Source organism: Methanoculleus methanifontis, assembly GCF_030464365.1.
In the GTDB taxonomy this organism is placed as follows: Archaea; Halobacteriota; Methanomicrobia; order Methanomicrobiales; family Methanoculleaceae; genus Methanoculleus; species Methanoculleus methanifontis.
Genome location: NZ_VCYI01000002.1, coordinates 19571 through 45042 on the forward strand (window position 1 = coordinate 19571; position 25472 = coordinate 45042).

Here is a 25472-nt window from a genome sequence, read left to right on the forward strand (position 1 = left end):
CGCCATGGCCGTGTATGCGGGGAGTAACCGAAACCATCCTCTTTTCCAGGCGGCTCACCAGAAGCCGGGAACCAGAACGTAGATCGCCCAGCCCATGTGCTCGCGGCCGTAGCCGAAGTACTCGTCCTGGAGGCGGTGGAGGTAGTCGATCATGAAATCGCGCTCAGGGTGATCGGGATGGCTGCCAAGCCAGGAGAGGACCGACTGCCAGATCCCCGACTCGTAACGGTCCCAGTCGTCCGCGCCCGACCGGACGACGGCGGCGACGTCGAGCCCGGCCTCCCGGGCGGCACCGAGGATCTCATACTCGGTCGGGATCTCGGGCCATTCCCGGGCGAACTCCGGCGGGGTGCGGTCGGATTGCCAGTAACGGTCACCGATAACGATGGTCCCCTCGTCGTGAACGAGGTCGAGGAGGGTGTCGATGGTCGCCGCAAACCCGCCCTGGATGTGGGACGCACCGATCGCCGCGGCGCAGTCGAACGGCTCGGCGGGGACATAACTACGGGCGTCCATGCACCGGACGGAAAGCCGGCCGCCGAGCCCCGTGGCCTGGAACGCCTCTTCGGCCCGGCTGCAGGCGTCCTCGCGGGTCTCGATCCCGAGGCCGGATATCCCGTACTCCCGCCCCCAGAGAGCGAGGATCGTGCCGTTTCCACACCCGACCTCCACGACGCGGGAACCTTCCTTGAGCCCCGCCGCCCGCCCGGCAACGAGCACTTTTTCGGCCGAGGTGGGATTCATAATCGCGAGCGTTCCCTGTGTTATGCTGACGAGTTCATTCTGTTCCATAACGGCCCCCCGGGTTACCGGCCTGCTATATGATGTGTTTTTCGCCCATATAACCCGTGTCCCACCGCCCCTGCTTTCCATGACCGGCGGCCCGGCGGGCGGCATCCAGGCGATCGTAACTGCCGGTTCCTTCCACGGAGGTGCGGGGCGCTCCACAGGGGGGGTGCACCCCCGCAGAGGGAGAGACGTTTTATATAATGAGGAAGTGTTCCGCCTGGGTGTGGCATGCAGCCGGAACGGGACATCCCGGGAAGGGTCCTGCGGGCCCTCAGGTTCCGGCCGAAGGGCATGACGATCACCGAGATCGCGAAGGCCCTCGGAGCAAACCGGAACTCGGTCTCGAAACACCTTGAGGTGTTGCAGGCGGAAGGCCATGTCGAGGCGCGGCTCGTCGGCAACGCCAAGGTCTATTCCATCGCACAACGCATACCTCTCTCGGCGTTTCTCTGTTTCACGAAGAACCTGATCCTGGTCCTCGACGCCGACCTCACGATCGTTCAGGCCAACGATCAGTGTCTTGCGCGATTTGGGTGCCCAAAAGAGGATATCGTGGGCCAAAACATCCAGGACGCCGGTCTCCCTATCGTCTCCTCTCCTGAGGCCCTTGCCGTCATCGAAGGGCTTGAGCGGGAGCAGGTGATCACCGATATCTCCCACCGGCGGGACGACGGCAGCGAGTTCTTCTACCAGATGCAGGCTATCCCGACAACGTTCGAGGACGGAGGGAAGGGTTGCACGATCGTGCTCGAGGACATCACCGAGCGGAAGCAGTATATCAGAAACGTATCATTCCTCGCCCGGACGGCGATCGACCTCGTCGATCTCCAGCCGGTGGAGGACATCTGCCAGTACATCGTCGACGGGCTTACGGAACTCGCGCCGGGAGCATTTGCTTACTTCTTCTCCTACGATGAGGCCGACCGGCATTTCTTCGTCCGGGCAGTCGCGGGCGAGGGATTCCGGGAAGGGCTCACGGAACTCCTGGGACGGGACCCCGTCGGCCTGGAACTCCCGATCGCCCGGATCTTCGACGCCCCCTATCACCAGACTCCCCTCTCAATGCGTGGCCTCCAGGTGTTCGTCCTCCGCCCCGAGCCGTCATCGTGGTCGTTCTACGATCTCTGCTTCAGGGGGATCGCAAAAGAGGTCTGCGAGGCAATCCTCGAACGGTTCGACATCGAGAAGATCTGCCTCACGGGACTGGTCTGGCGGGACCGCCTCTACGGCATTGCGGGTATCTTCCTTTCTCCCGGGAGGGATGTTGAGAACCGGGAGACAATTGAGTCGTTCCTCCGGCAGGCATCCATCGCGCTTGCCCGGCGCGAGACCGCCGAGCGGTTCAAGAGAAGCGAGGCCCGGTTCCGGGGGATGGTCGATTCGTCCCCCTTCGGGGTCGCGCTCATCGACCGGGACGGGCGGTTCATCTATGCCAACCGGCGGTTCATCGAGATCTTCGGCCACGAAACGGACGATGCGCCCACGGTCGCGGCGTGGATCCGGCTGATCTTCCCGGAAGAAGAGACCCGGCAGGAAGCCATCAGGGCCTGGCGGTCGGACCTTGAACGGTCGGTCCCGGGCCAGGTCAGGCCCCGGACGTTCACGGTCCGGGCCCGGGACGGGTCGAAGAAGACGGTTCTCTTCCGCCCCGTCACCTTCTGCGACGGGACGGAGTACGTCACCTGCGAGGACATCACCGAAGAGGCCCGGGCGTACCGTCTCCTCGTCGCGGACATCGCCGACCTGCGGCAACGGGAGCAGGAACTCCTCATCAAGGACCGGGCGATAGCCTCCACCCGGCGGGCGGTCGCCCTCCTCGACCTGGACGGGGTGGTGACCTACGCGAACGCCGCCTTCCTGACCCTCTGGGGATACCCGACTGCAACGGGAGTGCAGGGGTTGCACTTCTCCCGGTTCTGGGAACGGCCGGACGAGATCCAGGGGATCATCCAGGCAGTCATTGACGGCGGTTCCTGGCACGGTGAGCTCGCCGCCCTCCGGAACGGCGGGGAGAAGTTCCGGGCGGATCTCCTCGGGACACCGATCGTGGTCGAAGACGGCAGGGTGATCGGGATGATGGCGGCAGCGACGTTCCGGAGGAACGGAGCTTGAGAAAACGCGAAGCGTTTTCGATGGCGACGTTCCGGAGGAACGGAGCCCGAGCACCGCCTCGGCCACCCCGAGGGTATAAAAACCAATGCCCGGCAGTATCGTTCCGCGGTACCGCACGATGATTCTGCTTCGTAAAGGCTTATTGTAGTCCCGGGATACGGCAAATCTGCACGGAGGAGGTGAAGAGATGCAGAAGACCATCGAGAGGAGAGAGGTACGGGAGGAGGACAATCCGGAGATCCGGGCGCTGATGCACGCCATGCTCAACGGCGACACCTACACCAGCCTGCAGGCCATCAGCGCCCTCGGGGCGCTCGGGGCTCCGGCGGTCGGGCCGCTGGTGCAGGCTCTGCTCGCCGTCGACAGAGACGCACGCTGGGCCGTGGCGATGGCGCTCGCCCGCACCGGCACCGAAGCGGTGGAGCCGCTCGTCGGGGTCGTGCTCGTCGCGGACGATGAGGTCAAGAACCCGGCAATCTGGGCGCTTGCCGAGATCGGCGACCCGAGAGCGGTCGAGCCGCTGGTCGGCACCCTCCGGACGAGCAGATCCGAGTGCTGCCGTGCCCTGACCGCCGCAGCCCTGCTGAAACTCGGCGACCCCGCGGGGATTGCCGAGGTGGAAAAAACGTTCGAGCAGTCGGGCGAGGGGTTCCGCGGCCTTGCCATGGAGGCCTTAGAGGGAACGTGAGGGAACCCTCAAGGTGCCTCTTTTTTAGCCGTCTTTCCAGGCGGCATTGATGAGTAACTTCTAATAACGCCCGCAGACAAAAGATCAGTATGCAGGGGCGCCATATCCTGGTCCTGATCCTCCTTGCGGCAGCCGTCATCGCCGGAGGCTGTACGGCAGAGGAGGATATTACTGACATGCAACCGGTCACCCAGACACCCGCGCCGACGGAGGCGCAGGCGGTGGGAGGGAACCAGCCGGCCCCAACGCCGCACGTACCCCCCCGCGGGAAGGATGATAAGCCGCAGAGCGTGGAGTTCGTCGACCCCGCGACCTACCACCTCTCGATGACCCCGACGCCCGCGACGACAATGATGAAACCGCCAAACGACGTCCGCATCTCCGGGAAGATGGCGGAATATGCGGTGGTCTCCTGCGATGACGGTCTTTACGGGCGCCGCGTTCTCACCACCGAGGTTTACCACATCCCCTTCCCCTACTGGGCAATCACCGTGAGCGCAACGGCGGGAACCGACTACCCCTGGCTCGTGGTGGAGATCCGCGATCCCGATGACCCGAACCGGATCGTCAAAGAGATCCGGTACTCTCGAAACGATATCCTTGTTCCCGATGAGGATTCAGACGGAAAAGAAGAACGGTTCCTCATCCGGGAAGGCTACGACGACTATTACTTCGTCACCCGCTCGGAAGCGTTAGAATCTTTTAAGATCACCATCTACGTCCCGGAGAAGTACCTCGTCTAGGCGGGAGGAGGAGGAACTTCCTCTCCCCCTTCTTCCGTCCCCTCCTCTTCTGCGGCGCGGAGCTCCCGGTCGTAATCGGTGATCGCGGCGGCATACGCCCGCCACGCCTCGTCAGCATCTGCCAGGTTCCGGTTGGCTGCGGCGTAATCACGCATCTCGTAGGCGCCCGCGGCCGACGACCAGAACGTGAACGCGCGGTTCAGGTTGTCGAGCGCCCGGACGTAGGCCGACTGCGCTCCGGTGTAGGCCTCAGGGATGGTGTCGGCCGCAACAATCTGTCGGTGGTATGCCGTAACGTCTCTGCCGTACCTCGCGATTGCCGCAAACTCCCGCATATGGGCGTCGCATTCAGCAACCGAGAGATCGTTCGTGGGGATGCGCATATGCACGGCGATCTTATCGTAGACCTGGAAGATATCGGCCTCCGATGCCGCCACATGACTGCTAAACGCCGCAACTTGCTGGTTCTGGGTGTAGTTGAGAAGGATCGCCCCTCCGATGACGGCGACCACCACCACGAAGACCGCCGTCCCGACGGCGGTGAGCGCCTGCTTCCGGGTGACGGTGATCTTCGGGAGGTTCGGAAGTTTCGGGATCTCCAGGTCCGGGAGCTTCGGGATCTTCAGGCCGCCGGACGGTTCGGGGGTGTCGGGATCCATGCTCATCACGCTCCTCCCCCGGGCAGGCGGGCGGGACGGATCCGGTACTCCCCCGGCTCGGGGATGTAGCGGAGCGGGACGATCTGCGGGGTCTCCGACCGGACACTCGGGAGACCCGTTCCGGCGGCGTCCCCGATGGCCCGCGGGGTTCCCCAGATCGCCGTTGAGCCGACCGAGACGTTCCACCACTCAAAATCCGTCCCCTCGATGTAGTAGTAATGCTTCCCCTCGTGCTCGAAGTATTTCGGCGTGTACTTCGCGTAGCAGGGATTAAACTCGTTCATCCGGATGCCGAGGGCCATGTGATCCGAGTATCGGAGCAGCACCGTATCATAGCCGAGGGCGTCGAGGAGCCCCGTCATCAGGATTGCCGCATCCTCGCAGTCCCCCCTCCCGTCGACGAGCATCTCGGCGGGGTATTTCGGATACTCGACACCGCCCGCCCGGTACATGGCGTGACGGGGGAGGGCGCCCTCGGTGTAGGAGGTCGCGTTGTCGTCCTTATCGTAGGGGATCTGCTGGACGAAGAAGACGAGGTCCATCAGCCGGAAGTACTCCTCGTCCGGGTTGGCGGCCGGGGGCGCGATCCGGCGGGCGAGGTCCTCGAGAACCGGCCGGTCGGCATCCGCGAGCGCATACCTCCCCCAGGTGTTGTAGTCGGTGATCCGCGGTGTCTCCCGGTGCTCACGGAAGAGCGCCTCCGGGACGGTGACCTGCGTCGTCTGGACGCCGCCGTCGATCGCCGTCCAGCGGAAGTTCCGGGTATAGACCTCGCCGTCGTCGGGGAACGGCGTCGCCGTCGGTACCGGCGCGGGCGGGACATATGCTGGCGGGTCGCCGGCCGGCACCAAACCGCGAGACCCAAAGCCGATCGGCTCCCCGAGGAGGGCGGGTTTCACTACGAGGGCGACGACCAGGATCACGACCGCACCCGCAATTACCGGGAGAACGTCCTTCCACTCCATGCCTGAACCAACAACGGCCTCCGGTAGAGATGTTTGCTATCTACCGTTAAAAAATTGTTAATGGTTGTGTTCAGGAGGCGGATCATTCCGAAAAGGGTTAATATGCGGATGAAACGGAAAAGGAGGGCGGAGTCTTCCTGCCGTCTGGCCGGTCGTCACCTGTCCGGGTCTTCGTCGCAGACCTCAAACGCCGGGGAGCAGATGACGGTCCCCCCGGCACCAGCGGCCCCGGGCCGGAGTTCGAGGGGCATGAACGCCTCGTCCGGAACCGGGAAGGGTGCCTCGAAGCCCTTCGCGCGTGCCGGAGAGAACCCGAACCGGGGGTAGTAGTCGGGATGCCCGGCGACCCCTTCGAACCTGCCGGAACCGACCGGGGGAGGGGGGCTCCGGTTCCGCATCATCTCATCCTGGGCGGGGGCGCCGGAGGGCAGACCCCCTCAAGCCCGGCCAGCTGCTTCCCCGGTTCGGCCGCATACCTGCAGATGGAAGGGTAGTACCGGGTGATGTACTCCTTGAGCATCCGGAGAGAGCAGTACTGCGGAGCGATGCTCTTCATCGACTCCCGCATCATCCGGACCCACTTCTGAGGAACGTCGTTCATCGTCCGCGAGTAGTAGAGCGGCGCAACCTCATTCTCGATGAGGTCGTAAAGCGTCTCCGCGTCCGGCTGGCTACCTTCCGCAGAGGGGCCGTGCCCCTCAAATCCCCAGCCGTTCCTGCCGTTGTAACCCTCGACCCACCAGCCGTCCAGAACCGAGAGGTTCAGCACCCCGTTCATCCCCGCCTTCATGCCGCTCGTGCCGCTCGCCTCCATGAGCGGGATGGGGGTGTTCATCCAGACGTCGACGCCGTGAACCAGGTAGCGCGCAATCTGTTCGCCGTAGTCCTCGACGAACGCGATCCGGCCTCCGAACTGCGGATCCCGCGCGTATTGGTAGATCCTTTGCAGGATCCGCTTGCCCTGCTCGTCGGCCGGATGAGCCTTCCCGGCAAAGATGAACTGCACCGGCCTCCAGCGGTTGTTCACGATCCGATCGAGCCGGTCGAGATCCTCGAAGATGAGATCCGCCCGCTTATACTCGGCGAACCGGCGGGCGAACCCGATCGTCAGTGCCGAGGTGTCGAGCATGAGCCCTTCGGCCGCGAGGTTTGCAGGCTCATCCCGGTGCCTTGCCCATTTGCTGCGTTTCCGGTCCCGGATCCGGGCAAAGAGTTTCATCTTCAGCCACTGGTGCTCGCGCCAGAGTTCTTCGTCCGGGATCTCTTCGACAACCTCCCAGATGATGGGGTTATCGTAATCCTCCCGCCAGTTCGGATAGACCGGGTCCATGTACCGGTCGATGAGTGCCTCGATCCGGTGGTTCAGCCATGTCGGCACGTGGACGCCGTTCGTGACGGCGTCGATCGGCACCTCCTCGGGAGGGAGGTCGGGCCAGAGCGGCCGCCACATATCCCGGGCGACCTCGCCGTGCCGCCGGGATACGCCGTTGTGGAACCGGCTCATCCTGAGCGCAAAGGCGGTCATGTTGAACCCAGCGCCCGGGTTGTGGGGATCGTCGCCGAGCGCCATGAACTCGTCCCAGGTCAGATCGAGCGACGCGCAGTAACTCCGGAAGTACTTCGCCATCAGGTCCTCGGGGAAGACGTCGTGGGCGGCCGGGACAGGGGTGTGGGTGGTGAAGACCGAGGTGCCGCGGACCTGCTCGCGCGCTTCATTGGGGGGCATCCCGGCCACGAGCCGCTCGCGGAGCCTCTCAAGAAGGGCAAACGCAGAATGCCCTTCGTTTAAGTGCATTGACGAGTATTCCACGCCGAGGGTATGGAGAACCTTCCTCCCGCCGATCCCGAGCACCAGTTCCTGCCGGAGCCGGCACTCGAGCTCTTTTAAGTAAAGGCGGTGAGAGATGCTCCGGTTCTCGGGAAGGTTCTTGTCGATATGGGTATCGAGGAGGTAGAGGGGAACCCGTCCCACCTGCACCTTCCAGACCGCGACGTAGATCGGCGGCTCGATCAGGGGAACCTGCACCACGAGCTGCTTCCCGTCGTCGCCGAGCACCCGGAGAACCGGGGCGGCGTCGCGGTCCAGGATCTCCGCGACGTTCTTCTGCCACCCGTTCCCCTCGATGTGCTGGTGGAGATAGCCTTCGGCGTACATGAACCCGACGGCGACCGTCGGCACGCCGAGATCACTCGACGCCTTGACGTGGTCGCCCGCGAGGATGCCGAGTCCTCCCGCGTATAACGGGAGCGAATGGTGCAGCCCGAACTCACTCGAGAGGTAGGCGATCGTCAGTGGCGTCCGTCCGGGATAGTGCTGCGCAAACCAGCTCGTCCCCGGCGTCATGTACTCCCCGAATCGGTGCATGATGATGTCGTAGCGGCGCAGGTACTCCGGGTTCGCCGCCGCCCGCTCGAAGAACTTCGGCGGGGTATCGAGGAGCATCCTGACCGGGTTGTGGCGGCTCATCTTCCACTCCGCCCGGTTCAGCATCTTGAAGAGTACGCTCGCCGAGGAGTGCCAGCTCCACCAGAGATTGTACGCGAGGTCGACCAGCCCGAAGATCCGCTCAGGAACGTGGGCGAACCGGTCGTAGGGTATCTCCGTCTTCATCGCGACGGGCATTACCCGCTCCACCTGATAAGTGCTTCTGTCACGGGGGAGAGTGAGGCGGGAACCGGCTCATCGCCGCTCTTCGCGCTCCAGGAACTCCCGGATCTTTTTCTCCTCCCAGTCCCGGCCGAAGATCCGGCCTTCGACGTAGACGCCGAACCCATGGAGCACCACGCCAATCCCCCAGAAGAACGTCACCCAGTAGAACCAGAGTGAGTCGGGGCTGAAGAGCATGTTGATCCCGAAGAGGATGAGATTGACGGCGATATAAAGCACAAGGTGCTCGTAGAAATCCCGGATCTTCTTGACCCGTCTCCTCGCGCGTGCATACCGATCCTGCTCGTCCATGGGATTCCATGGACAGACCAGGACACTTATACCTGACCATGCCCCGGTGCAGCAGGAGGCGTAGGAGAGCGGGTAAGACGGCCTCTCACGATCGCCCCGGGAGAACGGGGAGACTATAATGGATATTTTTGCAGATACTCTCTGGCGCCAGCAAAACAGAATGAGAAGGTATTATATGCGCCATTTGCCGATGTTCCTGCAAGAAGACCCGAAGGAGGGTGACTCACATGCGGCAGATGATCGAGGCAACCGAACTCACGAAGAACTACGGCAGCGTCACCGCCGTGAACAGGGTATCGTTCTCTGTCGCGGAGGGGGAACTCTTCGGCCTGCTCGGGCCGAACGGTTCGGGGAAGACGACGATGATCCGGATGCTGACCGGGCAGATCCCCCCGACAACGGGATCGGCCCGGGTGATGGGGCTCGATCCAGCGAAGGATCCCATCGGGGTCCGGGGGCTTGTCGGGATCATCCCCGAGCAGGAGACGCCGCCAAGTTTCCTCACCGCGGAGGAGTACCTCCACTTCGTGGCCAGCATCCGAAACCTCGACTCGGTAGACGAACGGTGCGACCGCTGGTTCGACCTGCTGGAGTTTGGCGACAAGCGGGACGTCCTCTGTAAGGACCTCTCGCGGGGCACCCGGCAGAAACTGATGTTTGCGCAGGCGTTCCTCCACGAACCAGAGCTCGCCCTCATCGACGAACCGCTCATAAACCTGGACCCCGTCATGCAACGGACGGTCAAAGACTTCCTCAAGGGTTACGTCCAGGGCGGCGGAACCGTCTTCCTCTCCACCCACATCCTCGAGATCGCCGAGGAGATATGCGACCGCATCGGGATCATTCACAACGGCAGGCTCCTCCACTCCGGCCCGGTCGGAGACCTCGTCGGATCGGGCCGGCACCTCGAGTCTTTCTTCCTCGACCTGGTGCGGGGTGACGCCGGTGCCTGACCTCTTCTGCGCGATGATGAAGGAAGAATGGCGGATGCACTCGACGATCTTCGGGAGCCTCGGGTTCGCGCTCTTCCCGGCGGTCATCGGGGTCTTCGCCCTTCTCGGGTCGCTCACCCTCCCGCTCTTTGCAGACGTCTTCCCCTACGACGTGGTCGCGCTCTTTGCGCACGCGCTCTTCCTCCTCATGGGCGTGATGGTGGGATCGTTCGGCCTCATGGGCCGCGAGTTCATGAACCGGCGGTTCGGGCAGGCGAGCCTGATCGCCTACGCTTCCCGGAGCCTCCCGGTCTCGGAACGGCGGATATTCGCCGCGTTTCTCGCGAAAGATACCGTCTACTACATCCTGCTCTACGTCCTCCCCTTCGCGGCCGGGTTTGCCGTGGCGACGCCGTTCATCGGCCTCGATCCGGGTCTGGGACTCCTCGCGTTCGTCTCGCTCGCGCTCGCCTTCCTCCTCGGCCTCTCCGCCGTCTGCTTCCTCTCGACCCTCTACGCACGCTCTGTCGCGCTCCTCGCCGGAACGGCGGCGGTGCTTGCGATAGCGGCGCTTGCGGCGTTCCGCCTCGGGACGATCACCGTCTCCGCCGTCCTCCCCCCGTACGCCTTCTTCCTCGACCCCGCGGTGGAACCGCTCGCGCTCTCACTCCTCCTCATCCTTGTCCCGGCGGCCGCCTCGGTGCTCTTCGTCACCGTCGACTACCCGGACCGGACGAAGCGGTTTAAGAACAGCCTCGATCCCCTCGCGGAGAGAGTCGGCACCCTCGGGGGCGCCCACTTCATCGCGAAGGACGCTCTCGACCTCCTCCGGAGCGAAGGCGGTGCTGGGAAGGTGATCTTCTCGTTCCTCCTCCCCCTGGGTCTCGTCTGGGCCTGCCTCCAGATTCTGATCCGGTTCATCCCGGGAATCGACCCGCTGGTGGTCTTTGCGGTTCTGCTCGGGGTGATATCGGCCACCATCTACAACTGGCTGACCGAGTTCGACTCCTTCACCTCCTACACCTTCCTGCCGGTGGAGGTCTCTGAGGTGATCGACGCGAAACTGAAGAGCTACGCCATCGCAAACCTCCTCCCGCTCGGCGTGCTTGTGCTCGCGGCGGCGACCTCCGGCGGGGTGGGGACGTTCCTCCCGGCACTTGCCGCGTTCGCCTCGGTCTCGGCCTACACCCTCGCGGTGACGGTCTACCTCACGGGGCTCCACCCGAACGTGATGCTCTATCACGCCTGGGTCTTTCTCCGCTACCTCCTCGCGATAAGCCCGGCGTTGCTGCTTCTCATCTTCGTCTCGATCGTCAACCCGGGATACGCGTTCGTAAGCCTCCTCCTCGTCGTGCCGGCGGCGCTCCTCCTCGCCCGCGGGCGGACGCGGTGGCAGGCGTGGGAGATGCCGGGGTACTGACGCAACTGGAATTTTTGGGGTGGGAAGAAGATCTCGCGCGAAGACGCGAAGGCGCGAAGAGGGGGACGTCAACCCATATGCCGGACTTCGCGTTCTTCGCGACTCGAAGCCTACGGCTTCTCACGCTCCCGTCATGTGGACAGTCGCGGCTCGAAGCCCACGGCTTCTCACGCTCCCGTCATGTGGACAGTCGCGGCTCGCACCTAGCGGTGCTCATGCTCCGTTCCGTTGGAACGTCGCACTTCGCGTGAGTTAACGGTGGAGGAGTAGCGGCGAGATCCCTTTTCACGGGAATTTCGCCGTGTCGCGTGAGCGACAGGGTGTGGCAGGGATAATTCCCGGCAATCTGGCCGCCAGCCCGTGAAGGGTATCTCACTTTCACCCCGCGCGCGGCGCGGCTTTTAAACCTCCGGAGGAGACTCCGGAGTTATGCTAGAGAGAGCAGGCTACCTCCAGAACAGCAGGTGCGCCGCGACCGACGAATGGGGGAAACCCTGCCGGATCGTCGAGATCGCCCTCGACGGCAGGCGGTTCGGGGCCAGGGTCGGCGAGCTCCGGCAGGCGCTCGGTGGCCGGCGCCCGGCCCGGGTCGGGCTGCTTCACGACGACTGGGGGCCGGTTCTCGGGGATACGGTCGGCCGCGCGGAGCGGTCACGGACGGGCAAAGCGGTCGTCTTCAAGCTCGCTACCGGCGAGCGCTACACGGTGCCGGCCGCGGCGCTCCGTGCCGTCCTCGCCCGGGCTGCCGCCTTCGCCCCCGTCTCGGCAATCCTCCCGGGGGATATCCCGGCCGCCCGGCAGCAGGTTCTCGTCACCGGGTAACCCCTGCCTCGCGGATCGCCGCCTCCCCGGCGTCGCGAAACGCCCGCCCGACGTTCCCCGGGCCGAGGAGAACGCCCCCGAAGATCCTTGAGACCACCAGCGCGTGGCTCCCGAGGGCGTTCCTGTGGAGCAGGTCGAGGAGGATCCTTCCCGGCCGGCCGACCTCGCCGTCGTTCTTGAACTCCTCCAGGGTTCCGCACCGGAAGGCGGCGCAGTGGTGGGCGGCCTTCCGGTAGGCCTCCCGGTGACCGGCGAGAACCCTCGCGACGTCTTCCGAGCCTTCGATTCGGTAAAGATGGGCGTAGAACCGCGACCGCCGGACCTCGATCGCGGCGGTGCCGAGGGGCTCCGCGGTCACGCCGCCACCCGACTTCTCGCGTACTCGTCCCAGTGCGCCATAAGGAACCCCCGGAACCCCCGGCCGGGTTTGTAGGGCGGGTATATCTTGCGGTAGGCCTCCTCGGCGTCGGCAAACCTCTCCGTCGGCAGGACATCGGTGTAGGCAGCGAGGTAGAGGAGCCCGATCGCCGCCGACCGGGAGGCGCCGAAACCACAATGAACCAGCACCTGCCGGCCCTCCGAAAGACACCGGTCGATGAAGGCGAGAGCGGCGTCGACGGCATCCTTCGGGACGTCGCCGGGGTCTCTCACATCGACCAGGTTGAGCATCAGCCGGTTCCCCCGCCGCGCGACCAGGTGCTCGGGGTGATCCGGCGGCACCGTGCCGAGCGGGGAGTAGGTGACCGCCAGGCAGTGATAGGGGCTCCGGCAGGCGTGCACCACGCACCAGGTCTCGTGGGCCTCCACCGCGACCTCGTAGTCCTCCTGCGTCCCGATATAGAGGTTCTGGTAGATCTCGATCATATGCCCTCCTCACCGCACCTCGAGTGCGTATGCCGCCGCCCCGAGAAGCGGCGCCTGCCCTGCAAGATCGGAGACGACGAGCCGGGGAAGGGCGAGGTAGCGGTCGATGAACGGCTCCATCTCCCGGATCACGATATCCCCGTAGTACCGGGCGAGCGGTCCGTCGAAGACGATCACCTCGGGGTTGTAGGCGACGATGACGCTTGAGATCCCCCGGCCGTTCATCTCCCCGAGCGCCTCCATGAAGGCAAGGGCGACCGGGTCCTCCGCCCTGGCCGCCGTAAAGATCCCCCGGGTAGAGGAGGGGTCGAAGGCCACGTGCTGAACGTCGGCAGCCTTCCGCCACGCCGCGAAGAACCCCGGGATGTTCTTTGCGGAGGCGTAGGCCTCCCAGTGGCCGGCAAACCCGCACCCGCAGATGAGGTTGTAGCTGGTATCGACGGGGATATGCCCGATCTCCCCGGCGTTCCCGTTCATCCCGAGGAGAAGGCGGCCGTTCACCACCGCGCCGCCGCCGATGCCGGTCGAGAGGGTGACATAGACGACGTTATCGGAGCCGCGCGCGGCGCCCGCCCACCGTTCGCCGAGAACGCCGGCCCGGGCGTCGTTGATCAGGGCGACCGGCAGCCCGAACCGCTCCCGGAGTGGTTCGACGATCTCCACGACCGGGAACGTGATGTTCGGGGAGCCGACGACCCACCCGCGGCCGGGGTCCAGCGGACCGGCCGACGCGACGCCGATGGCCGCGGCTTCCCGCCCCTGCGGCAACGCGAGGAGGGCTTCCACCCGGGCGGCGATCGCGGCGGTGATCACCTCCCCGGACGGCCCGGTAGTCGGCGTCGGGACGGCATCATGGGCGAGCAGGGTCGCGTCCGGGCCTACCAGGGCGGCGCGGAGGTTGGTTCCGCCGAGGTCAACGGCAATCACGGTCGTCATATGGGTCATTCCTCCGGGTAGCAGGTGTATCTCTTCTCGGATTACGCGAACCACCGGGATAAACCTTGCTTCCGGCCGGGGCGGCGAGTTCGGGAGAGAGACCACGGCCAGGAAAGCAAGGTATATCTACTTCCTGCACCAAGATTTAGGTATACCTAAAAATGATCACCATGGAAAAAACGTTGCTTGATCTGGAACCGGGCATGCAGGGAATCATCGCCCGATTTGCGGGAAATCCGGGCTTTGTCCGAAAACTCAGAACGATTGGAATCAGGGAAGGCAAGAACCTCACCGTCGTCACCCGCCACCCCCTCGGCGGTCCGGTGGTGATCGAAGTGGACGGCCGGGAAGTGACGCTCGGCCGGGGAATGGCCGTAAGAGTCGTCGTGGACGTTGCCGCATGAAGACCGTCGTCCTGATGGGCAACCCGAACGTCGGGAAGAGCGGGATCTTCTCGCGGCTGACCGGCACCCGGGTCATCACCTCGAACTACGCCGGGACCACCGTCGACGTCTCCCGCGGGAAGACGCGTCTCGCGGACGGCCCCGCCGCGGTGATAGACGCGCCCGGCACCTACTCCCTCGCCCCCACGAACCCCGCTGAAGAGGTCGCCGCGGAGATCCTCGGAGAGGCCGACGTCGTCGTCAACGTCGTCGATTCAACCAACCTGGAGAGGAACCTCTACCTGACCCTCGAGACCCTGGAGCGCGGGGTTCCGGCGGCCGTCGCACTCAACCTCTGGGACGAGGCCGGGCACCAGGGGATCACGATCGACGTCGACAGGCTCGAGGAACTCCTCGGGGTGCCGGTCGTCCCGACCGTGGGGCTTTCCGGCCAGGGAATCCGGGAACTCGTGGAACGGCTCGGCGAGGCACGTCCTTCGGCGACGATACAGCCCATGAGCGAGGAGGAGCGGTGGGTGGCGGTCGGCCAGATCACCGGGGAGGTGCAGAAGATCGCCCACCGGCACCACACCCTCGCCGACCGGCTCGCGGAGGCGAGCATCCGGCCGACCAGCGGTATCTTCATAGCCCTCGCGGTCATCGCCGCCGCGTTCCTGGCGGTCAGGTGGATCGGCGAAGGGCTCATATCGTTCGTCTTCGAGCCGCTCTTCGACCTCTACACCCCGATCGTCATGAGGGCGAGCGAACTCCTCGGCCCCGGGATCCTGCACGATATCCTGATCGGACGGCTCATCGGGGGTGAGATCGATTACGTCGAGTCGATGGGACTCCTCACCACCGGACTCTTTGTCCCGTTCGCCATGATCCTCCCCTACATCGTGGCATTCTACCTCATCCTCTCGATCCTCGAGGACACCGGCTACCTCCCCAGGCTCGCGACGCTGGCCGACACCTTCTTCCACCGGCTCGGGATGCACGGCTACGGCATCATCCCGGTCTTCCTCGGGTTCGGGTGCAACGTGCCGGGGGCGCTCGCCACCCGGGTGCTGGAGACGAAGAAGCAACGGTTCATCGCGGCCACTCTCATGTCGCTTGCGATCCCGTGCATGGCGCAGATCGCGATGGTCTTCGGGGTTCTCGGGCCGTTCGGCCTCCAGTACGTGGTGATGGTCTTTGTGAGCCTCGCCGTCGTCTACGTCGCCGCGGGCCTGATCCTGAACAGGGTGGTGCCGGGCGAGTGCCCCGAAATATTCCTGGAGATCCCCCCCTACCGGGCGCCGGATCTCCGGGCGACCGCTACAAAGACCTGGATGCGGGTGCGGGGCTTCGTCGGCGAGGCGATCCCCTACCTCTTCCTCGGTATCCTGGTCGTCAACCTGCTCTATTCGGTCGGGTTCCTCGACCTGCTCGCGGCCGCCTTCGCCCCGGTGATGGAGACCTGGCTCGGTCTCCCTGCCGGAGCAGCCGTCGCGCTCCTCGTCGGGTTCCTCAGAAAGGATCTCGCGGTGGGGATGCTGGTGCCGCTCGGGATGAGCCCGGAACAGCTCGTGATCGCGGTGACGATGCTCACGATCTACTTCCCGTGCGTGGCGACGTTCGTGGTGCTCCTCCGTGAACTCGGGGCGCGGGGGATGCTCGCCGCCGCAGGCGTGATGGTGACGACAGCCCTCCTCGTCGGGGGCGCGCTGCGGGTGATCCTGATCGGGTTTTAGGAGGAAGAGGAATGCGGAAGAAGACGACAGAGGAGTACATCGAGATCATCTGTCTGCTCGAGAAACAGGAGGGGCGGGCGCAGACCGGCAGGATCGCGGAGGCGATCAACGTCAAACCGCCATCGGTCACGGAGATGCTCCGGAAGCTAGAGCAGAAGGGACTCATCGTCTATGAGTCTTACGCGGGCGCGACGCTGACCCCGGTGGGAGAGGAAATGGCCCGCGATCTTCTCGGACGGCACAGGACGTTTGCGAACCTGCTGGAACTCCTGGGGGTCGAGGGGGAGACCGCGGAGACGGATGCCTGCCAGTTCGAGCACCACGTGAGCCCGGAGACGCTGGAACGCCTCCGGCTCTTCCTGGAGTTCCTGAGCGAGAGCCCGGACGGCCGGGGATGCCTCGCAGCATTCAAGGAGTTCCAGAGACACGAACGGTGAGAACGGTTCGGGTCAGACCTCCTCCCCCACCATCATGCAGGGAAACTTCTCCCGCGGGTACCTGCCCTCGACGGACTCGCGGACGAACTGCCTCCGCGATGGGGCCGCGAGGAGGGCATCGTAGACCTCTTTTGGAACGCCGGCGTAGCGGTAGGCGTCAGCGCTCTCGCAGATGACGAGGAGCGCCTTCGTCGTCGGGTCGTAGCCGACGGAGCGCACGGCGCCGGAACGTCCACCTGACTGTCGGGACATACGGGCGGGTTGTGGCGGGCGAAGATGATAGCAGTTGCGGCGGGTTTCACCGGACCTTTTCGTAGGGGTAGCGCAGCCGGATGAAGTCGCCGAAATACCGCCCTTTCGACCGTGCCGCGAGCATTCCTTCGTAGACATCGGGTGGCACCCCGACGTAGTGGTAGATCCCCCCGCTATGGAACTCGACTTCCAGAACCTCGTCTTCCGGATCGTAGCCGACCGATTTTATGCTGGTAGACTCGACGAGCTGGCGCTGCATGGGTGGGGGTAGAGGGGGTTGTGGGGATAAGAGTTGCGGGGGGCATGCGCCGCGATCGGGCGGAGGGTCTATGCCGCCACAGTGAAGGCCGCGAACGCCGCGAGCGCGAGAAGGGTGAGAAACACGAGCACCCCGACCGTCCAGACCGCCATGAAGAGAACGACCGAGGCGGAACGCATCTCGCGGAACGGGACGGTACCCTCGTTCATCCGGCGTGCGGTCGCCCGGGCGTCGTAAATCCCGAATATCCAGACGACCACCCCGGGGATGAGCATCACGAGAAGCCCCGCGAGCACCCCAAAAAGCACCAGGATACCCTTGCCGGTCTCTCCCGTTATAGACCTGTCCGAGCCCCGGGAAGAGGAGGGAGAGACCTGCCGCAAAGACCGGGTTCTTCTCCTCCCGCACCGGGTCATTCCCTTCCGTCATGGTTGTACTTACCGTGCTCGCCGGGAAAAGAAGGAGGTTTCGGCTCGTCCGCCTCACGCCTCCGTCAGGCTCATAACCTCGCGAAGCTATCCCCCTCCGGGGAGACCCACATGGCACGAAGAGACGTAACATCGGAAGAAGCAAAGGTGATGGGCGAGCAGCTCGGCATCACCTGGAAAGAGTTCGACGTCGAACAGTTCCGGCGGGGCATGGTCGTGGAACTCGAACACGGCCTCCGCGACCCGGCAACGAACGTCACCGACGACGACCTCTTCCTGACGGCAAAGATAGCGCTTGCGCACCTAAACGAGTTTCCGGACTACTACGACCGGCTCGAGGAGATGGAAGAGGAAGCGGAGGCTTACTGGGCGGAGCAGAAAGCGCAGGCGCCCTAGAGCCCGATGATCGCTCCCCGCAGAGCGATGCGCAACAACTATTGTCCGTCCGCTGCAACGATTAACCATGGATCGGAGGTCAGGCACCGATTGGATCAGGATACGGCAGCGGCGGGTTATCGACGGAAGAGAGTGCTACGCCGAACGGCTCTACGAGACCCAGCAGGCCGCAAAAACCTATGCCCAGCAACTGGAGCGCCAGGGAGAGGACGTCCACGTCTTCAGAGCCGCCACCGAGGGCGGGAACCGGGGCTACGCCGTTTTTGTCGAGCGATAAAGTCCCAGGAGATTTTCAAACGCGCGGGGGGCATCCGGCGGAGCGACAACAGAGTGGGGGGCGAACCCCGTCCACATTCCCCATTACAGCATCGCCCCGGGGTTTAATATATTTCTCGTACAGCAGGAGCTCAAAGGTTGAACCCGCGGGTTCAATGCTCCCGGTACTCCCAGAACACCGGGGGCGTGCACCGCTCCCGCCAATCGGCGCTAAGGATCCCCCAGACCTCGATGTCCTCAAAGACCCTCCATTTCCTCGCGTGCTCCCGGAGATGCGCTTCGTGCACCATCCCGCACTTCTCCATCACCCGGCCCGATGCAGTGTTGCGGGAGAAGTGCGTGGCATAGATCCGGTGCAGACCAAGGGTGGAGAACCCATACTCGATCATCGCCCGGGCGGCCTCGCTAGCATACCCCCGGCCCCAGCAGGATTTCGCAACCCAGAACCCGAGCTCCGCCCTCCCGTGAGTGTGGTCGATCTCGACGAGCCCGACCGCGCCCACGAGTCCCGGCTCCCCGGCGCGGGTGGCGGCGTAGACGACGTGCACCCCCTGTTCAAACCCCGGCGCGAGGGTGGCAATCCAGACCTCCGCCGCCCCGTCGGGGTACGGGTAGGGTATATCGAGGGCACGGGACGCGACCTCGTAGTCGCCGGCGAGCCGTTGCACCTCCGGGGCGTCCGCGAGGGTGAACGGCCTCAGGAGCAGGCGATCGGTCGCGAGGACGGGCTGTCCGGTCACACGGGCACCCCTGATAGCGCCGGGGAGGCTCGTGTTCCGGTAGAGCCGGCTTGCTTGCTGAGAATCCCCCAGATATCGACATCCTCGTAGATACCCCACTTTTTAACGTGCCCGCGGAACCGGCCTTCGTGCACCATCCCGCACTTCTCCATAACCCGGCCCGATGCGGGGTTGCGGGAGAAGTGCATGGCATGGATCCGGTGCAGCCCGAGGGCAGAGAACCCGTACTCGATCACCGCACGGACGGCTTCGGTGGCATACCCCCGGCCCCAGCAGGACTTCGCGATCCAGAACCCGAGCTCGCCACGGGCGTGAACGCTCTCGATCCGAAGGCGGGCGCCACCGATGAGGGGGCCGTCCCGGGCAAGGGTGACGGCGAACGCCACAGCGTCGCCGCGCTCGGTGCCTTCGCTGAGCGAAGCGATCCAGACCTCGGCGAGGCCGTCCGGATACGGGTAGGGGAGAAGGGTCGTCGCGGAGACGGCGTAGTTTCCACAAAGCCGCTGCACCGCACGGGCATCCGAGAGGGTATACGGTCGCAGGAGCAGGCGGTCGGTTGCGAGGGCGGGCTGCTGATCCATGGAACATATCCTCCATAGCGCCGATCGGATATAAGTCCTGCCGCACCGCGCCCCTCCCTCCGGAGAGGGGTCGGGAAGAGAGGCGGCAAGAACCGTTCCGACACTCCCGGGTCCGCCCGAACACTGCTGTGTTTATACCTTGAGGTTCCATCTGCTCCGTTTTCGCGGGATTCATGGAAAAGGAGGCATTCAGAAGACCCTGTTTCCGATACGGGTTTCTAATAGTCTTTCTATTGGCAAACCAGCAACCTTTATTAATTTTTGTTCTGTATTCCAACATGCATGATCAAAGTCGCGATAAACGGGTTCGGCACCATCGGCAAACGGGTTGCCGACGCGGTCACCGCACAACCCGACATGGAAGTCATCGGGGTTTCTAAGACGAGTGTCTCCGCCGAGGCATACATCGCAAAAGAGCACGGGTACCCCCTCTACATCGCGGACCTCGGGAAGAAGCCGGCGTTCGAGAAGGCCGGGATCGAGGTCGCCGGCGACGTCGACACGATGTTCAAGGCCGCCGATATCGTCGTGGACGCCACCCCCGGCGGCGTCGGGGAGAAGAACCGGCCAATCTACGAGAAATTAGGGAAAAAGGCCATCTTTCAGGGCGGCGAGGGTCACGAGGTCGCCGGGTTCTCGTTCAACGCCCACGCGAACTACAAAGAGGCCGAAAACCACCAGTTCGCCCGGGTCGTCTCCTGCAACTCCACCGGGCTCGTCCGGCTCATCCACGCCCTTGACCAGGCCTTCGGCGTCGCACGGGTTCGGGCGGTGATGGTCCGGCGGGCTGCGGACCCCAACGACGTCAAAAGGGGGCCGGTGGACGCGATCGTCCTCAACCCGGCGTCCATCCCGAGTCACCACGGCCCCGACGTCAAGACCGTCCTCCCGCACATCGACATCGTCACGCTCGCGATGATCGTCCCGACGACGTTTATGCACATGCACAGCATCCAGATGGACTTAAAGAAGGAGACCACCCGGGACGAGGTGCTGAAGGTCTTTGAGAACCACAGCCGGATCGGGCTCGTCCGCAAGACCATGGGGATCAAGAGCAACGCCGAGCTCCGGGAGTACACCCAGGACCTCGGCCGGCCGAGGACGGACCTCTGGGAGAACGGGGTCTTCGAGGAGTCGGTCTCGGTCCTTGACGGGAAGGAGTTCTACTGCTTCCAGGCGATCCACCAGGAGGCCGACGTCGTCCCCGAGAACATCGACTGCATTCGCGCCCTGATGGGAACGGTAAAAGATCCCGACGAGTCCATCCGGATGACCAACGAAGCGCTCAACTTCGTCGCTATCGGGTGAACGGCAGAGCGGGGGAGGAGAGAGCACTCTCCTTCACAAATCAATTTTCCTTGGGGCGGCAACCCTCAAGCACCGGGATGTCCGGGACGCCCCCACCGCCCGCGCTTCGCGCTCCTCACTCGCACCTTCGGTGCTCAAGCTCCGCTTGCGCTCGCACTTCGCGTGAGAGAACATAGGCTGGACAGCATAAATGCTCTGTCAGCAGGGAAGGGAACAGTATGCAGTCAGCACGCCTAGAAGAAGCATTAACTCCCCGGCAGACCCACTATTTTTAATGGATCCGTACGAACTGGCGACCCGGAATACCGTAGAGGTCGTCACCGACGAGGAACTGCGCGCGCTCATCGACCGTCCGGTCAGGCGGGTCTACACCGGCTACGAGCCGAGCGGAGAGATCCACCTCGGCCACATGGTGACGGTGAACAAGCTGATGGACCTGCAAGAGGCAGGGTTCGAGGTGACGGTGCTCATCGCCGACCTCCACGCGTTCTTAAACCGCAAAGGGACGATGGAAGAGATTCGGGAGACGGCCGAGTACAACCGCCGCTGCTTTGAGGGGCTCGGCCTGCGCGGCGCAAACTACGTCCTCGGCACGGACGTCCAGCTCACGCCGGAGTATGAACTCCACGTTCTCGAGCTCTCCCAGGCGATCACCCTCAACCGGGCGAAGAGGAGCATGGACGAGGTCGGGCGGCAGATGGACAACCCGACGGTCTCGCAGATGGTCTATCCCATCATGCAGATGGTCGATATCGCGACCCTCGAGGTGGACGCCGCCGTCGGGGGGATCGACCAGCGAAAGATTCACATGCTCGCACGGGAACACCTCCCGTCGATCGGGTATCCGGCGCCGGTCTGCATCCATACGCCGATCATCAACGGCCTCGACGGGAAGAAGATGTCGTCGTCGGCCGGAAACGTCATATCGGTCGCCGACTCCGAGGAGGATATCAAAAAGAAGATGAAGAAGGCGTTCTGCCCGCCCGAGGTCGAGAACAACCCGGTGCTCGAGATCCTGCGCTACCACGTCATCCCCCGGACGGGCGCGGTCGCCATCCGCCGGCCCGCGAAGTTCGGCGGCGACCGGGAGTTTGCCACCTACGAGGACCTGGAACGGGCCTACACGGTGGGCGAGATCCACCCGCTGGATCTCAAGAACGCCGCCGCCGCTCACCTCATCGATATCCTCACCCCCGTACACGACTACGTCTGCAGCAGGTGATCCGGCCGTGGGCCGCGAAGATGAGCACGAGCGGTTCGACCGCAAGATCGAGGCGATGGGCGTCAGGATAAAAGACGCCAACACGGTGAAGGTACGGGACGATGTCTTCGACGAGGTCACCCTTCTCGCGCTCTACAAGCTCGTCCAGAAAAAATTGATCACGGTCATCGGGGGGCCGATCAGTACCGGAAAAGAGGCGAACGTCTTTTATGGTGAGCGCGACGGGCGGGGGCTTGCGATCAAGATCTACCGTATCCAGACCGCGAACTTCAAGGCGATGAACGAGTACCTGGCGGGGGACCGTCGGTTCTCGAGCGTCCGGGGGACGCGCAAGGGCCTCATCTTCGCCTGGACCAAAAAAGAGTTCAGCAACCTTGCCCGGGCACACGAGGCAGGGATTCCAGCCCCCGAACCGCTCGCGTTTGATCGGAACATCCTCTTGATGGAGTTCCTCGGGCGTGACGAGGTGGCGTATCCGCAGCTCCGGAACGCCGAGGTCGAGGATTACGGGATGGTATACCGCGAGATTCTCGGCTACGTGGAGCGGCTCTACCGGGAGGCGCGCCTGGTTCACGCCGACCTCTCCGAATACAATATCCTCTACCACGAGAAACCATACCTGATCGATATGGGGCAGGCGGTAACCCTGGATCACCCGCGGGCGTCTGCGTTTCTGATCCGGGATATCAAGAACCTGAATCGATATTTCTCCCGCTACTGCGACGTGCAGGACGAGCAGGAGATCATCAAGACGCTCGTCGGCAGCGAACGCCGGGAGCCCTGAACACCGGGAGAAGGGATGCAACCATGACCACACAGGAGATAAAAGTTTCAACGGCGAGGATCGGTGTACTCATCGGCAAGAGCGGGTCCACGAAACGCGAGATTGAAGAGAAGACCGGGATAACCCTCCGGATCGACAGCGAGGAAGGGCTTGTGACGCTCGAAGGGGAGGACCCCGTCGGCGTCATGACGGCGACGAACGTCGTCTCCGCGATCAACCGGGGGTTCTCGCCGGAGCGTGCGCTCCGGCTCCTTGACGATGAAGATATGATGCTCGATATCCTCGATCTCGCCGACCTCTCGGGGACGACCCAGCAGCTCGAGCGGCTCCGGGGCCGGATCATCGGGAAGGCGGGCACCTCCCGTGCCCAGATCGAGGATATGACCGGTACGGAGATCTCGGTCCACGGCAAGACCGTCGCGATCATCGGTCTCCCGGAGCAGGTCGAGACGGCGAGGAAAGCCATCGAGATGCTGATCCAGGGCGTCCCGCACGAACACGTCTACGGATTCCTCGACCGGAAGAAGAAGGAAGCAAAACAGGCGATGCTGGAGTACTACTCGTGATACGGCAGGGCCGAACCGACCCTGCCCACGACAATGCGGGAGATATGCGGTTTCCAGTGGAAATGAAGGGGTACAGATGGAGATAGCCGACCTTCCCGTTCCGCCGGATCTTGCCCGGCGCTACATCGACGGCGGGATCACGGAACTCTACCCGCCGCAGGCCGCCTGCGTCGAAGCGGGCCTTTTTTCGGGAAAGAACCTCCTCGTCGCCATCCCCACCGCGAGCGGCAAGACCCTGGTCGCCGAGATGGCGATGCACCACCAGGCGGGGAGGGGCGGCAAATGCCTCTACATCGTTCCCCTGCGCGCCCTCGCGAGCGAGAAGTTCGAGGAGTTCTCGGGGAAGGGTCTCCGGGTCGGGATCGCCACCGGCGACTTCGACCGGCGGGACGAGTATCTCGGGAGAAACGACATCATCGTCGCGACGAGCGAGAAGGTGGACTCGCTCCTGCGGAACCGGACACCGTGGCTTACGGAGATCAGCCTGCTGGTCGTCGACGAGGCGCACCTGATCGACGACCCCTCGAGGGGAGCGACGCTCGAGATGGTGATCGCAAAACTCCGCCACAAGAACCCCGGGATGCAGATCATCGCCCTCTCGGCGACCATCGGGAACCCTGCCGACCTCGCCGGATGGCTGGACGCCGAACTCGTCGAGAGCGAGTGGCGGCCGGTCGACCTCCGTGAAGGGGTCTTCTTCGAAGACGGCATCCGGTTTGCCGACAGCATCCGCGAGATCAACCGCAAAAGCAAGTACGACGACCTGGACCTCGTCCTCGACACGGTCGCGGAGGGGGGGCAGTGCCTGGTCTTCGTCAGCTCCCGAAAGAACGCCGAAGCGTTCGCAAAACGAGCGGCATCGGGCTTAAAACTCGCAAACCCCGTCCTCGCCGGATATGCCGATAAGATACGGTCGAGTGCTTCGACCGATATGGGAAAGACCCTCGCCGCCTGCGTCGCGCAGGGAGCGGCGTTCCACCACGCGGGGCTCTCGCGGGAGGAGCGGGGGATCGTGGAAGCGGGGTTCCGTGAAGGGCAGATCAAGGTCATCTCCTCCACTCCGACACTTGCGGCCGGCCTGAACCTCCCCGCCCGGCGGGTGATCGTCCGCGACTACCTCCGGTTCAACGCCGGGGAAGGGATGCTGCCGATCCCGGTTCGGGAGTACCGGCAGATGGCCGGCCGGGCCGGGCGGCCGCGCCTCGACCCCTACGGCGAGGCCGTCCTGATCGCGAAATCCGAGGAGATGGTCGACGAGCTCTTCGACTACTACATCGAAGCGACGGCAGAGGATGTCCGGAGCCGGTGCGCGGACGAGGCGGTTCTCTGCACCCACGTCCTCTCACTCATCGCGACCGGCTTCGCCCGCGAGACGGGCGAGGTGCTCGGGTTCATGGACGGGACGTTCTACGCCTACCAGGGCGAGAGCCCGCGTGCGCTGAAACGGGCGGTCGACCGGGTGCTCGAGTTCCTGCGGGAAGCGGAGATGATCACCGAGGTGGGGGAGTGGCTTGAGGCCACGGAGTACGGGTCACTCGTCTCCCGGCTCTACATCGACCCCCGGAGCGCCGAGGTGATCGTGAACGCGATGACGCGCCAGAAGGACTACACCGATATCGGCTTCCTTCACCTCCTCTGCACGACGCCGGATATGTCGACGCTCTTTGTCCGCAAAAACGATATGTATGCCCTCGACCGGTTCCTGGCCGACCACCGGGAGGAACTCTGGATGGATATCCCCTGGGACGCGGGCGAGGAGTTCGACCGGAGCCTCAAGACCGCGCTCCTCCTCACCGACTGGGCGGACGAGGTTGGCGAAGACGTGATCTGCGAGCGCTACAGCGTCGGGCCGGGCGATGTCTACGGGATGGTGGAGAGCGTCGCCTGGCTGGTTCACGCGAGCCGGCACCTCGCCGGGCTCTTCGCGCCGCACCTCTCAGACCCCATCGAGGAGATGGAGCTCCGGACCAAGCACGGTATCAAGAAGGAGCTCCTGCCGCTCATCAAGCTCCGCGGGATCGGCCGGGTCCGGGCCCGCCGGCTCTTCAACAACGGTATCGACTCGATCGAGGCGCTCCGGGAGGCGGGCCCGGAGAAGGTCGCAAAGGTTCTCGGGCAGGGGATCGCCGCCCAGATCTTCGAGCAGCTCGAGGGAAGACGGGAGGAGATCGCAGATCCCGGCGAGGAGCAGTCGACCCTCTCCCGGTTCGGGTGAATG

30 protein-coding genes are annotated in these 25472 nt (G+C 64.2%); 16 read left to right on the forward strand and 14 right to left on the reverse strand.

Annotation, left to right across the window (positions count from 1 at the left end; all coding sequences use genetic code 11):
• Nucleotides 1–54: 54 nt before the first annotated feature.
• Nucleotides 55–792 (reverse strand): SAM-dependent methyltransferase, encoded by a 738-nt coding sequence (locus FGW20_RS01485; RefSeq protein ID WP_301676344.1) that lies wholly within the window; start codon nucleotides 790–792, stop codon nucleotides 55–57.
• A 225-nt stretch (nucleotides 793–1017) separates the two neighbouring features.
• On the opposite strand from FGW20_RS01485, the gene FGW20_RS01490 reads away from it, so the two are divergent.
• The 3 genes from FGW20_RS01490 to FGW20_RS01500 all read left to right on the forward strand — a co-directional run bounded on the left by FGW20_RS01490 (nucleotide 1018) and on the right by FGW20_RS01500 (nucleotide 4332).
• Nucleotides 1018–2901: a PAS domain S-box protein gene (locus FGW20_RS01490; RefSeq protein WP_301676345.1), complete on the forward strand. Its 1884-nt coding sequence runs from the start codon at nucleotides 1018–1020 to the stop codon at nucleotides 2899–2901.
• A gap of 187 nt (nucleotides 2902–3088) precedes the next feature.
• Nucleotides 3089–3589, forward strand: a complete 501-nt coding sequence (locus tag FGW20_RS01495; RefSeq protein WP_301676346.1) for a HEAT repeat domain-containing protein — start codon at nucleotides 3089–3091, stop codon at nucleotides 3587–3589.
• A gap of 89 nt (nucleotides 3590–3678) precedes the next feature.
• The gene (locus FGW20_RS01500; RefSeq protein WP_301676347.1) at nucleotides 3679–4332 is read left to right on the forward strand and encodes a hypothetical protein; all 654 of its coding nucleotides are present in this window, start codon (nucleotides 3679–3681) and stop codon (nucleotides 4330–4332) included.
• Here FGW20_RS01500 and FGW20_RS01505 read toward each other — a convergent pair.
• The 5 genes from FGW20_RS01505 to FGW20_RS01525 all read right to left on the reverse strand — a co-directional run bounded on the left by FGW20_RS01505 (nucleotide 4329) and on the right by FGW20_RS01525 (nucleotide 8915).
• Nucleotides 4329–4997 (reverse strand): hypothetical protein, encoded by a 669-nt coding sequence (locus tag FGW20_RS01505; RefSeq protein ID WP_301676348.1) that lies wholly within the window; start codon nucleotides 4995–4997, stop codon nucleotides 4329–4331. The two genes, FGW20_RS01500 and FGW20_RS01505, sit on opposite strands and share 4 nt — an antisense overlap.
• Nucleotides 4997–5956: a hypothetical protein gene (locus FGW20_RS01510; protein WP_301676349.1), complete on the reverse strand. Its 960-nt coding sequence runs from the start codon at nucleotides 5954–5956 to the stop codon at nucleotides 4997–4999. The genes FGW20_RS01505 and FGW20_RS01510 overlap by 1 nt, the downstream gene beginning before the upstream one ends.
• Nucleotides 5957–6111: 155 nt before the next feature.
• On the reverse strand, nucleotides 6112–6357 hold the full coding sequence (locus FGW20_RS01515; protein WP_301676350.1) for a GNAT family N-acetyltransferase: 246 nt from the start codon (nucleotides 6355–6357) through the stop codon (nucleotides 6112–6114).
• On the reverse strand, nucleotides 6354–8567 hold the full coding sequence (gene glgP, locus FGW20_RS01520; RefSeq protein WP_301676351.1) for an alpha-glucan family phosphorylase: 2214 nt from the start codon (nucleotides 8565–8567) through the stop codon (nucleotides 6354–6356). The genes FGW20_RS01515 and glgP overlap by 4 nt, the downstream gene beginning before the upstream one ends.
• A gap of 69 nt (nucleotides 8568–8636) precedes the next feature.
• Nucleotides 8637–8915 carry a 2TM domain-containing protein gene (locus tag FGW20_RS01525; protein WP_301676352.1) on the reverse strand — a complete coding sequence of 93 codons (279 nt, stop codon included), beginning with the start codon at nucleotides 8913–8915 and terminating at the stop codon, nucleotides 8637–8639.
• Between the two features lie 227 nt (nucleotides 8916–9142).
• Here FGW20_RS01525 and FGW20_RS01530 point away from each other — a divergent pair, with 227 nt between their 5' ends.
• From FGW20_RS01530 to FGW20_RS01540, 3 genes are all read left to right on the forward strand, one after another.
• On the forward strand, nucleotides 9143–9868 hold the full coding sequence (locus FGW20_RS01530) for an ABC transporter ATP-binding protein (protein ID WP_301676353.1): 726 nt from the start codon (nucleotides 9143–9145) through the stop codon (nucleotides 9866–9868).
• Nucleotides 9861–11267, forward strand: coding sequence for a hypothetical protein (locus FGW20_RS01535; protein ID WP_301676354.1), 1407 nt, complete (start codon nucleotides 9861–9863; stop codon nucleotides 11265–11267). The genes FGW20_RS01530 and FGW20_RS01535 overlap by 8 nt, the downstream gene beginning before the upstream one ends.
• A 429-nt stretch (nucleotides 11268–11696) precedes the next feature.
• Entirely contained in the window at nucleotides 11697–12089 is a 393-nt protein-coding gene (locus tag FGW20_RS01540) for a hypothetical protein (protein WP_301676355.1), read from the forward strand.
• Here FGW20_RS01540 and FGW20_RS01545 read toward each other — a convergent pair.
• The 3 genes from FGW20_RS01545 to FGW20_RS01555 are packed head-to-tail and all read right to left on the reverse strand — an operon-like array spanning nucleotide 12079 to nucleotide 13889.
• Nucleotides 12079–12447 carry a YigZ family protein gene (locus tag FGW20_RS01545; RefSeq protein WP_301676356.1) on the reverse strand — a complete coding sequence of 123 codons (369 nt, stop codon included), beginning with the start codon at nucleotides 12445–12447 and terminating at the stop codon, nucleotides 12079–12081. The genes FGW20_RS01540 and FGW20_RS01545 overlap by 11 nt on opposite strands.
• Nucleotides 12444–12953 carry a dual specificity protein phosphatase family protein gene (locus FGW20_RS01550; RefSeq protein ID WP_301676357.1) on the reverse strand — a complete coding sequence of 170 codons (510 nt, stop codon included), beginning with the start codon at nucleotides 12951–12953 and terminating at the stop codon, nucleotides 12444–12446. Before FGW20_RS01550 ends, FGW20_RS01545 begins: the two co-directional genes overlap by 4 nt.
• Before the next feature lie 9 nt (nucleotides 12954–12962).
• The gene (locus tag FGW20_RS01555; RefSeq protein WP_301676358.1) at nucleotides 12963–13889 is read right to left on the reverse strand and encodes an ROK family protein; all 927 of its coding nucleotides are present in this window, start codon (nucleotides 13887–13889) and stop codon (nucleotides 12963–12965) included.
• 170 nt (nucleotides 13890–14059) lie between these two features.
• On the opposite strand from FGW20_RS01555, the gene FGW20_RS01560 reads away from it, so the two are divergent.
• From FGW20_RS01560 to FGW20_RS01570, 3 genes are read left to right on the forward strand one after another with little or no spacing between them, the layout of a single operon-like run.
• A complete protein-coding gene (locus FGW20_RS01560) occupies nucleotides 14060–14293 on the forward strand; it encodes a FeoA family protein (RefSeq protein ID WP_301676359.1) in 234 nt (77 codons plus the stop codon).
• Complete coding sequence (locus tag FGW20_RS01565; protein WP_301676360.1) at nucleotides 14290–16005, forward strand: ferrous iron transporter B; 1716 nt, start codon at nucleotides 14290–14292, stop codon at nucleotides 16003–16005. Before FGW20_RS01560 ends, FGW20_RS01565 begins: the two co-directional genes overlap by 4 nt.
• An 11-nt stretch (nucleotides 16006–16016) precedes the next feature.
• Nucleotides 16017–16442 carry a metal-dependent transcriptional regulator gene (locus FGW20_RS01570; protein ID WP_301676361.1) on the forward strand — a complete coding sequence of 142 codons (426 nt, stop codon included), beginning with the start codon at nucleotides 16017–16019 and terminating at the stop codon, nucleotides 16440–16442.
• A 12-nt stretch (nucleotides 16443–16454) separates the two neighbouring features.
• Here FGW20_RS01570 and FGW20_RS01575 read toward each other — a convergent pair whose 3' ends face one another.
• The 3 genes from FGW20_RS01575 to FGW20_RS01585 form a co-directional block, all read right to left on the reverse strand.
• Nucleotides 16455–16694 carry a KTSC domain-containing protein gene (locus tag FGW20_RS01575; RefSeq protein WP_301676362.1) on the reverse strand — a complete coding sequence of 80 codons (240 nt, stop codon included), beginning with the start codon at nucleotides 16692–16694 and terminating at the stop codon, nucleotides 16455–16457.
• Between the two features lie 46 nt (nucleotides 16695–16740).
• Entirely contained in the window at nucleotides 16741–16953 is a 213-nt protein-coding gene (locus FGW20_RS01580; protein ID WP_301676363.1) for a KTSC domain-containing protein, read from the reverse strand.
• 68 nt (nucleotides 16954–17021) lie between these two features.
• A complete protein-coding gene (locus tag FGW20_RS01585) occupies nucleotides 17022–17336 on the reverse strand; it encodes a hypothetical protein (protein WP_301676364.1) in 315 nt (104 codons plus the stop codon).
• 156 nt (nucleotides 17337–17492) lie between these two features.
• On the opposite strand from FGW20_RS01585, the gene FGW20_RS01590 reads away from it, so the two are divergent.
• Both FGW20_RS01590 and FGW20_RS01595 read left to right on the forward strand, forming a co-directional pair.
• Nucleotides 17493–17777, forward strand: coding sequence for a DUF5661 family protein (locus FGW20_RS01590; RefSeq protein WP_301676365.1), 285 nt, complete (start codon nucleotides 17493–17495; stop codon nucleotides 17775–17777).
• A 67-nt stretch (nucleotides 17778–17844) separates the two neighbouring features.
• Nucleotides 17845–18054, forward strand: coding sequence for a hypothetical protein (locus FGW20_RS01595; protein ID WP_301676366.1), 210 nt, complete (start codon nucleotides 17845–17847; stop codon nucleotides 18052–18054).
• A gap of 151 nt (nucleotides 18055–18205) precedes the next feature.
• Here FGW20_RS01595 and FGW20_RS01600 read toward each other — a convergent pair whose 3' ends face one another.
• A complete protein-coding gene (locus tag FGW20_RS01600; protein ID WP_301676367.1) occupies nucleotides 18206–18793 on the reverse strand; it encodes a GNAT family N-acetyltransferase in 588 nt (195 codons plus the stop codon).
• A complete protein-coding gene (locus FGW20_RS01605; RefSeq protein ID WP_301676368.1) occupies nucleotides 18790–19374 on the reverse strand; it encodes a GNAT family N-acetyltransferase in 585 nt (194 codons plus the stop codon). Before FGW20_RS01605 ends, FGW20_RS01600 begins: the two co-directional genes overlap by 4 nt.
• Before the next feature lie 282 nt (nucleotides 19375–19656).
• Here FGW20_RS01605 and FGW20_RS01610 point away from each other — a divergent pair, with 282 nt between their 5' ends.
• From FGW20_RS01610 to FGW20_RS01630, 5 genes are all read left to right on the forward strand, one after another.
• Nucleotides 19657–20682 carry a type II glyceraldehyde-3-phosphate dehydrogenase gene (locus FGW20_RS01610; protein WP_301676369.1) on the forward strand — a complete coding sequence of 342 codons (1026 nt, stop codon included), beginning with the start codon at nucleotides 19657–19659 and terminating at the stop codon, nucleotides 20680–20682.
• A 274-nt stretch (nucleotides 20683–20956) separates the two neighbouring features.
• Nucleotides 20957–21904 (forward strand): tyrosine--tRNA ligase, encoded by a 948-nt coding sequence (locus FGW20_RS01615; protein WP_301676370.1) that lies wholly within the window; start codon nucleotides 20957–20959, stop codon nucleotides 21902–21904.
• A 7-nt stretch (nucleotides 21905–21911) separates the two neighbouring features.
• Nucleotides 21912–22688: a serine protein kinase RIO gene (locus FGW20_RS01620; protein ID WP_301676371.1), complete on the forward strand. Its 777-nt coding sequence runs from the start codon at nucleotides 21912–21914 to the stop codon at nucleotides 22686–22688.
• Between the two features lie 23 nt (nucleotides 22689–22711).
• Entirely contained in the window at nucleotides 22712–23254 is a 543-nt protein-coding gene (locus tag FGW20_RS01625) for a KH domain-containing protein (RefSeq protein ID WP_301676372.1), read from the forward strand.
• 76 nt (nucleotides 23255–23330) lie between these two features.
• A complete protein-coding gene (locus FGW20_RS01630) occupies nucleotides 23331–25469 on the forward strand; it encodes an ATP-dependent DNA helicase (RefSeq protein WP_301676373.1) in 2139 nt (712 codons plus the stop codon).
• Nucleotides 25470–25472 lie beyond the last annotated feature (3 nt).

What these genes read in the sequence shown, in the direction of transcription:
- FGW20_RS01580 (WP_301676363.1), bottom strand. Translation starts at nt 16,953, where the DNA reads ATGCAGCGCCAGCTCGTCGAGTCTACCAGCATAAAATCGGTCGGCTAC.
- FGW20_RS01625 (WP_301676372.1), top strand. Translation starts at nt 22,712, where the DNA reads ATGACCACACAGGAGATAAAAGTTTCAACGGCGAGGATCGGTGTACTC.
- glgP (WP_301676351.1), bottom strand. Translation starts at nt 8,567, where the DNA reads ATGAAGACGGAGATACCCTACGACCGGTTCGCCCACGTTCCTGAGCGG.
- FGW20_RS01570 (WP_301676361.1), top strand. Translation starts at nt 16,017, where the DNA reads ATGCGGAAGAAGACGACAGAGGAGTACATCGAGATCATCTGTCTGCTC.
- FGW20_RS01555 (WP_301676358.1), bottom strand. Translation starts at nt 13,889, where the DNA reads ATGACGACCGTGATTGCCGTTGACCTCGGCGGAACCAACCTCCGCGCC.
- FGW20_RS01495 (WP_301676346.1), top strand. Translation starts at nt 3,089, where the DNA reads ATGCAGAAGACCATCGAGAGGAGAGAGGTACGGGAGGAGGACAATCCG.
- FGW20_RS01540 (WP_301676355.1), top strand. Translation starts at nt 11,697, where the DNA reads ATGCTAGAGAGAGCAGGCTACCTCCAGAACAGCAGGTGCGCCGCGACC.
- FGW20_RS01505 (WP_301676348.1), bottom strand. Translation starts at nt 4,997, where the DNA reads ATGAGCATGGATCCCGACACCCCCGAACCGTCCGGCGGCCTGAAGATC.
- FGW20_RS01550 (WP_301676357.1), bottom strand. Translation starts at nt 12,953, where the DNA reads ATGATCGAGATCTACCAGAACCTCTATATCGGGACGCAGGAGGACTAC.
- FGW20_RS01490 (WP_301676345.1), top strand. Translation starts at nt 1,018, where the DNA reads ATGCAGCCGGAACGGGACATCCCGGGAAGGGTCCTGCGGGCCCTCAGG.
- FGW20_RS01565 (WP_301676360.1), top strand. Translation starts at nt 14,290, where the DNA reads ATGAAGACCGTCGTCCTGATGGGCAACCCGAACGTCGGGAAGAGCGGG.
- FGW20_RS01530 (WP_301676353.1), top strand. Translation starts at nt 9,143, where the DNA reads ATGCGGCAGATGATCGAGGCAACCGAACTCACGAAGAACTACGGCAGC.
- FGW20_RS01510 (WP_301676349.1), bottom strand. Translation starts at nt 5,956, where the DNA reads ATGGAGTGGAAGGACGTTCTCCCGGTAATTGCGGGTGCGGTCGTGATC.
- FGW20_RS01485 (WP_301676344.1), bottom strand. Translation starts at nt 792, where the DNA reads ATGGAACAGAATGAACTCGTCAGCATAACACAGGGAACGCTCGCGATT.
- FGW20_RS01610 (WP_301676369.1), top strand. Translation starts at nt 19,657, where the DNA reads ATGATCAAAGTCGCGATAAACGGGTTCGGCACCATCGGCAAACGGGTT.
- FGW20_RS01590 (WP_301676365.1), top strand. Translation starts at nt 17,493, where the DNA reads ATGGCACGAAGAGACGTAACATCGGAAGAAGCAAAGGTGATGGGCGAG.
- FGW20_RS01605 (WP_301676368.1), bottom strand. Translation starts at nt 19,374, where the DNA reads ATGGATCAGCAGCCCGCCCTCGCAACCGACCGCCTGCTCCTGCGACCG.
- FGW20_RS01595 (WP_301676366.1), top strand. Translation starts at nt 17,845, where the DNA reads ATGGATCGGAGGTCAGGCACCGATTGGATCAGGATACGGCAGCGGCGG.
- FGW20_RS01515 (WP_301676350.1), bottom strand. Translation starts at nt 6,357, where the DNA reads ATGATGCGGAACCGGAGCCCCCCTCCCCCGGTCGGTTCCGGCAGGTTC.
- FGW20_RS01500 (WP_301676347.1), top strand. Translation starts at nt 3,679, where the DNA reads ATGCAGGGGCGCCATATCCTGGTCCTGATCCTCCTTGCGGCAGCCGTC.
- FGW20_RS01575 (WP_301676362.1), bottom strand. Translation starts at nt 16,694, where the DNA reads ATGTCCCGACAGTCAGGTGGACGTTCCGGCGCCGTGCGCTCCGTCGGC.
- FGW20_RS01525 (WP_301676352.1), bottom strand. Translation starts at nt 8,915, where the DNA reads ATGGACGAGCAGGATCGGTATGCACGCGCGAGGAGACGGGTCAAGAAG.
- FGW20_RS01630 (WP_301676373.1), top strand. Translation starts at nt 23,331, where the DNA reads ATGGAGATAGCCGACCTTCCCGTTCCGCCGGATCTTGCCCGGCGCTAC.
- FGW20_RS01615 (WP_301676370.1), top strand. Translation starts at nt 20,957, where the DNA reads ATGGATCCGTACGAACTGGCGACCCGGAATACCGTAGAGGTCGTCACC.
- FGW20_RS01560 (WP_301676359.1), top strand. Translation starts at nt 14,060, where the DNA reads ATGGAAAAAACGTTGCTTGATCTGGAACCGGGCATGCAGGGAATCATC.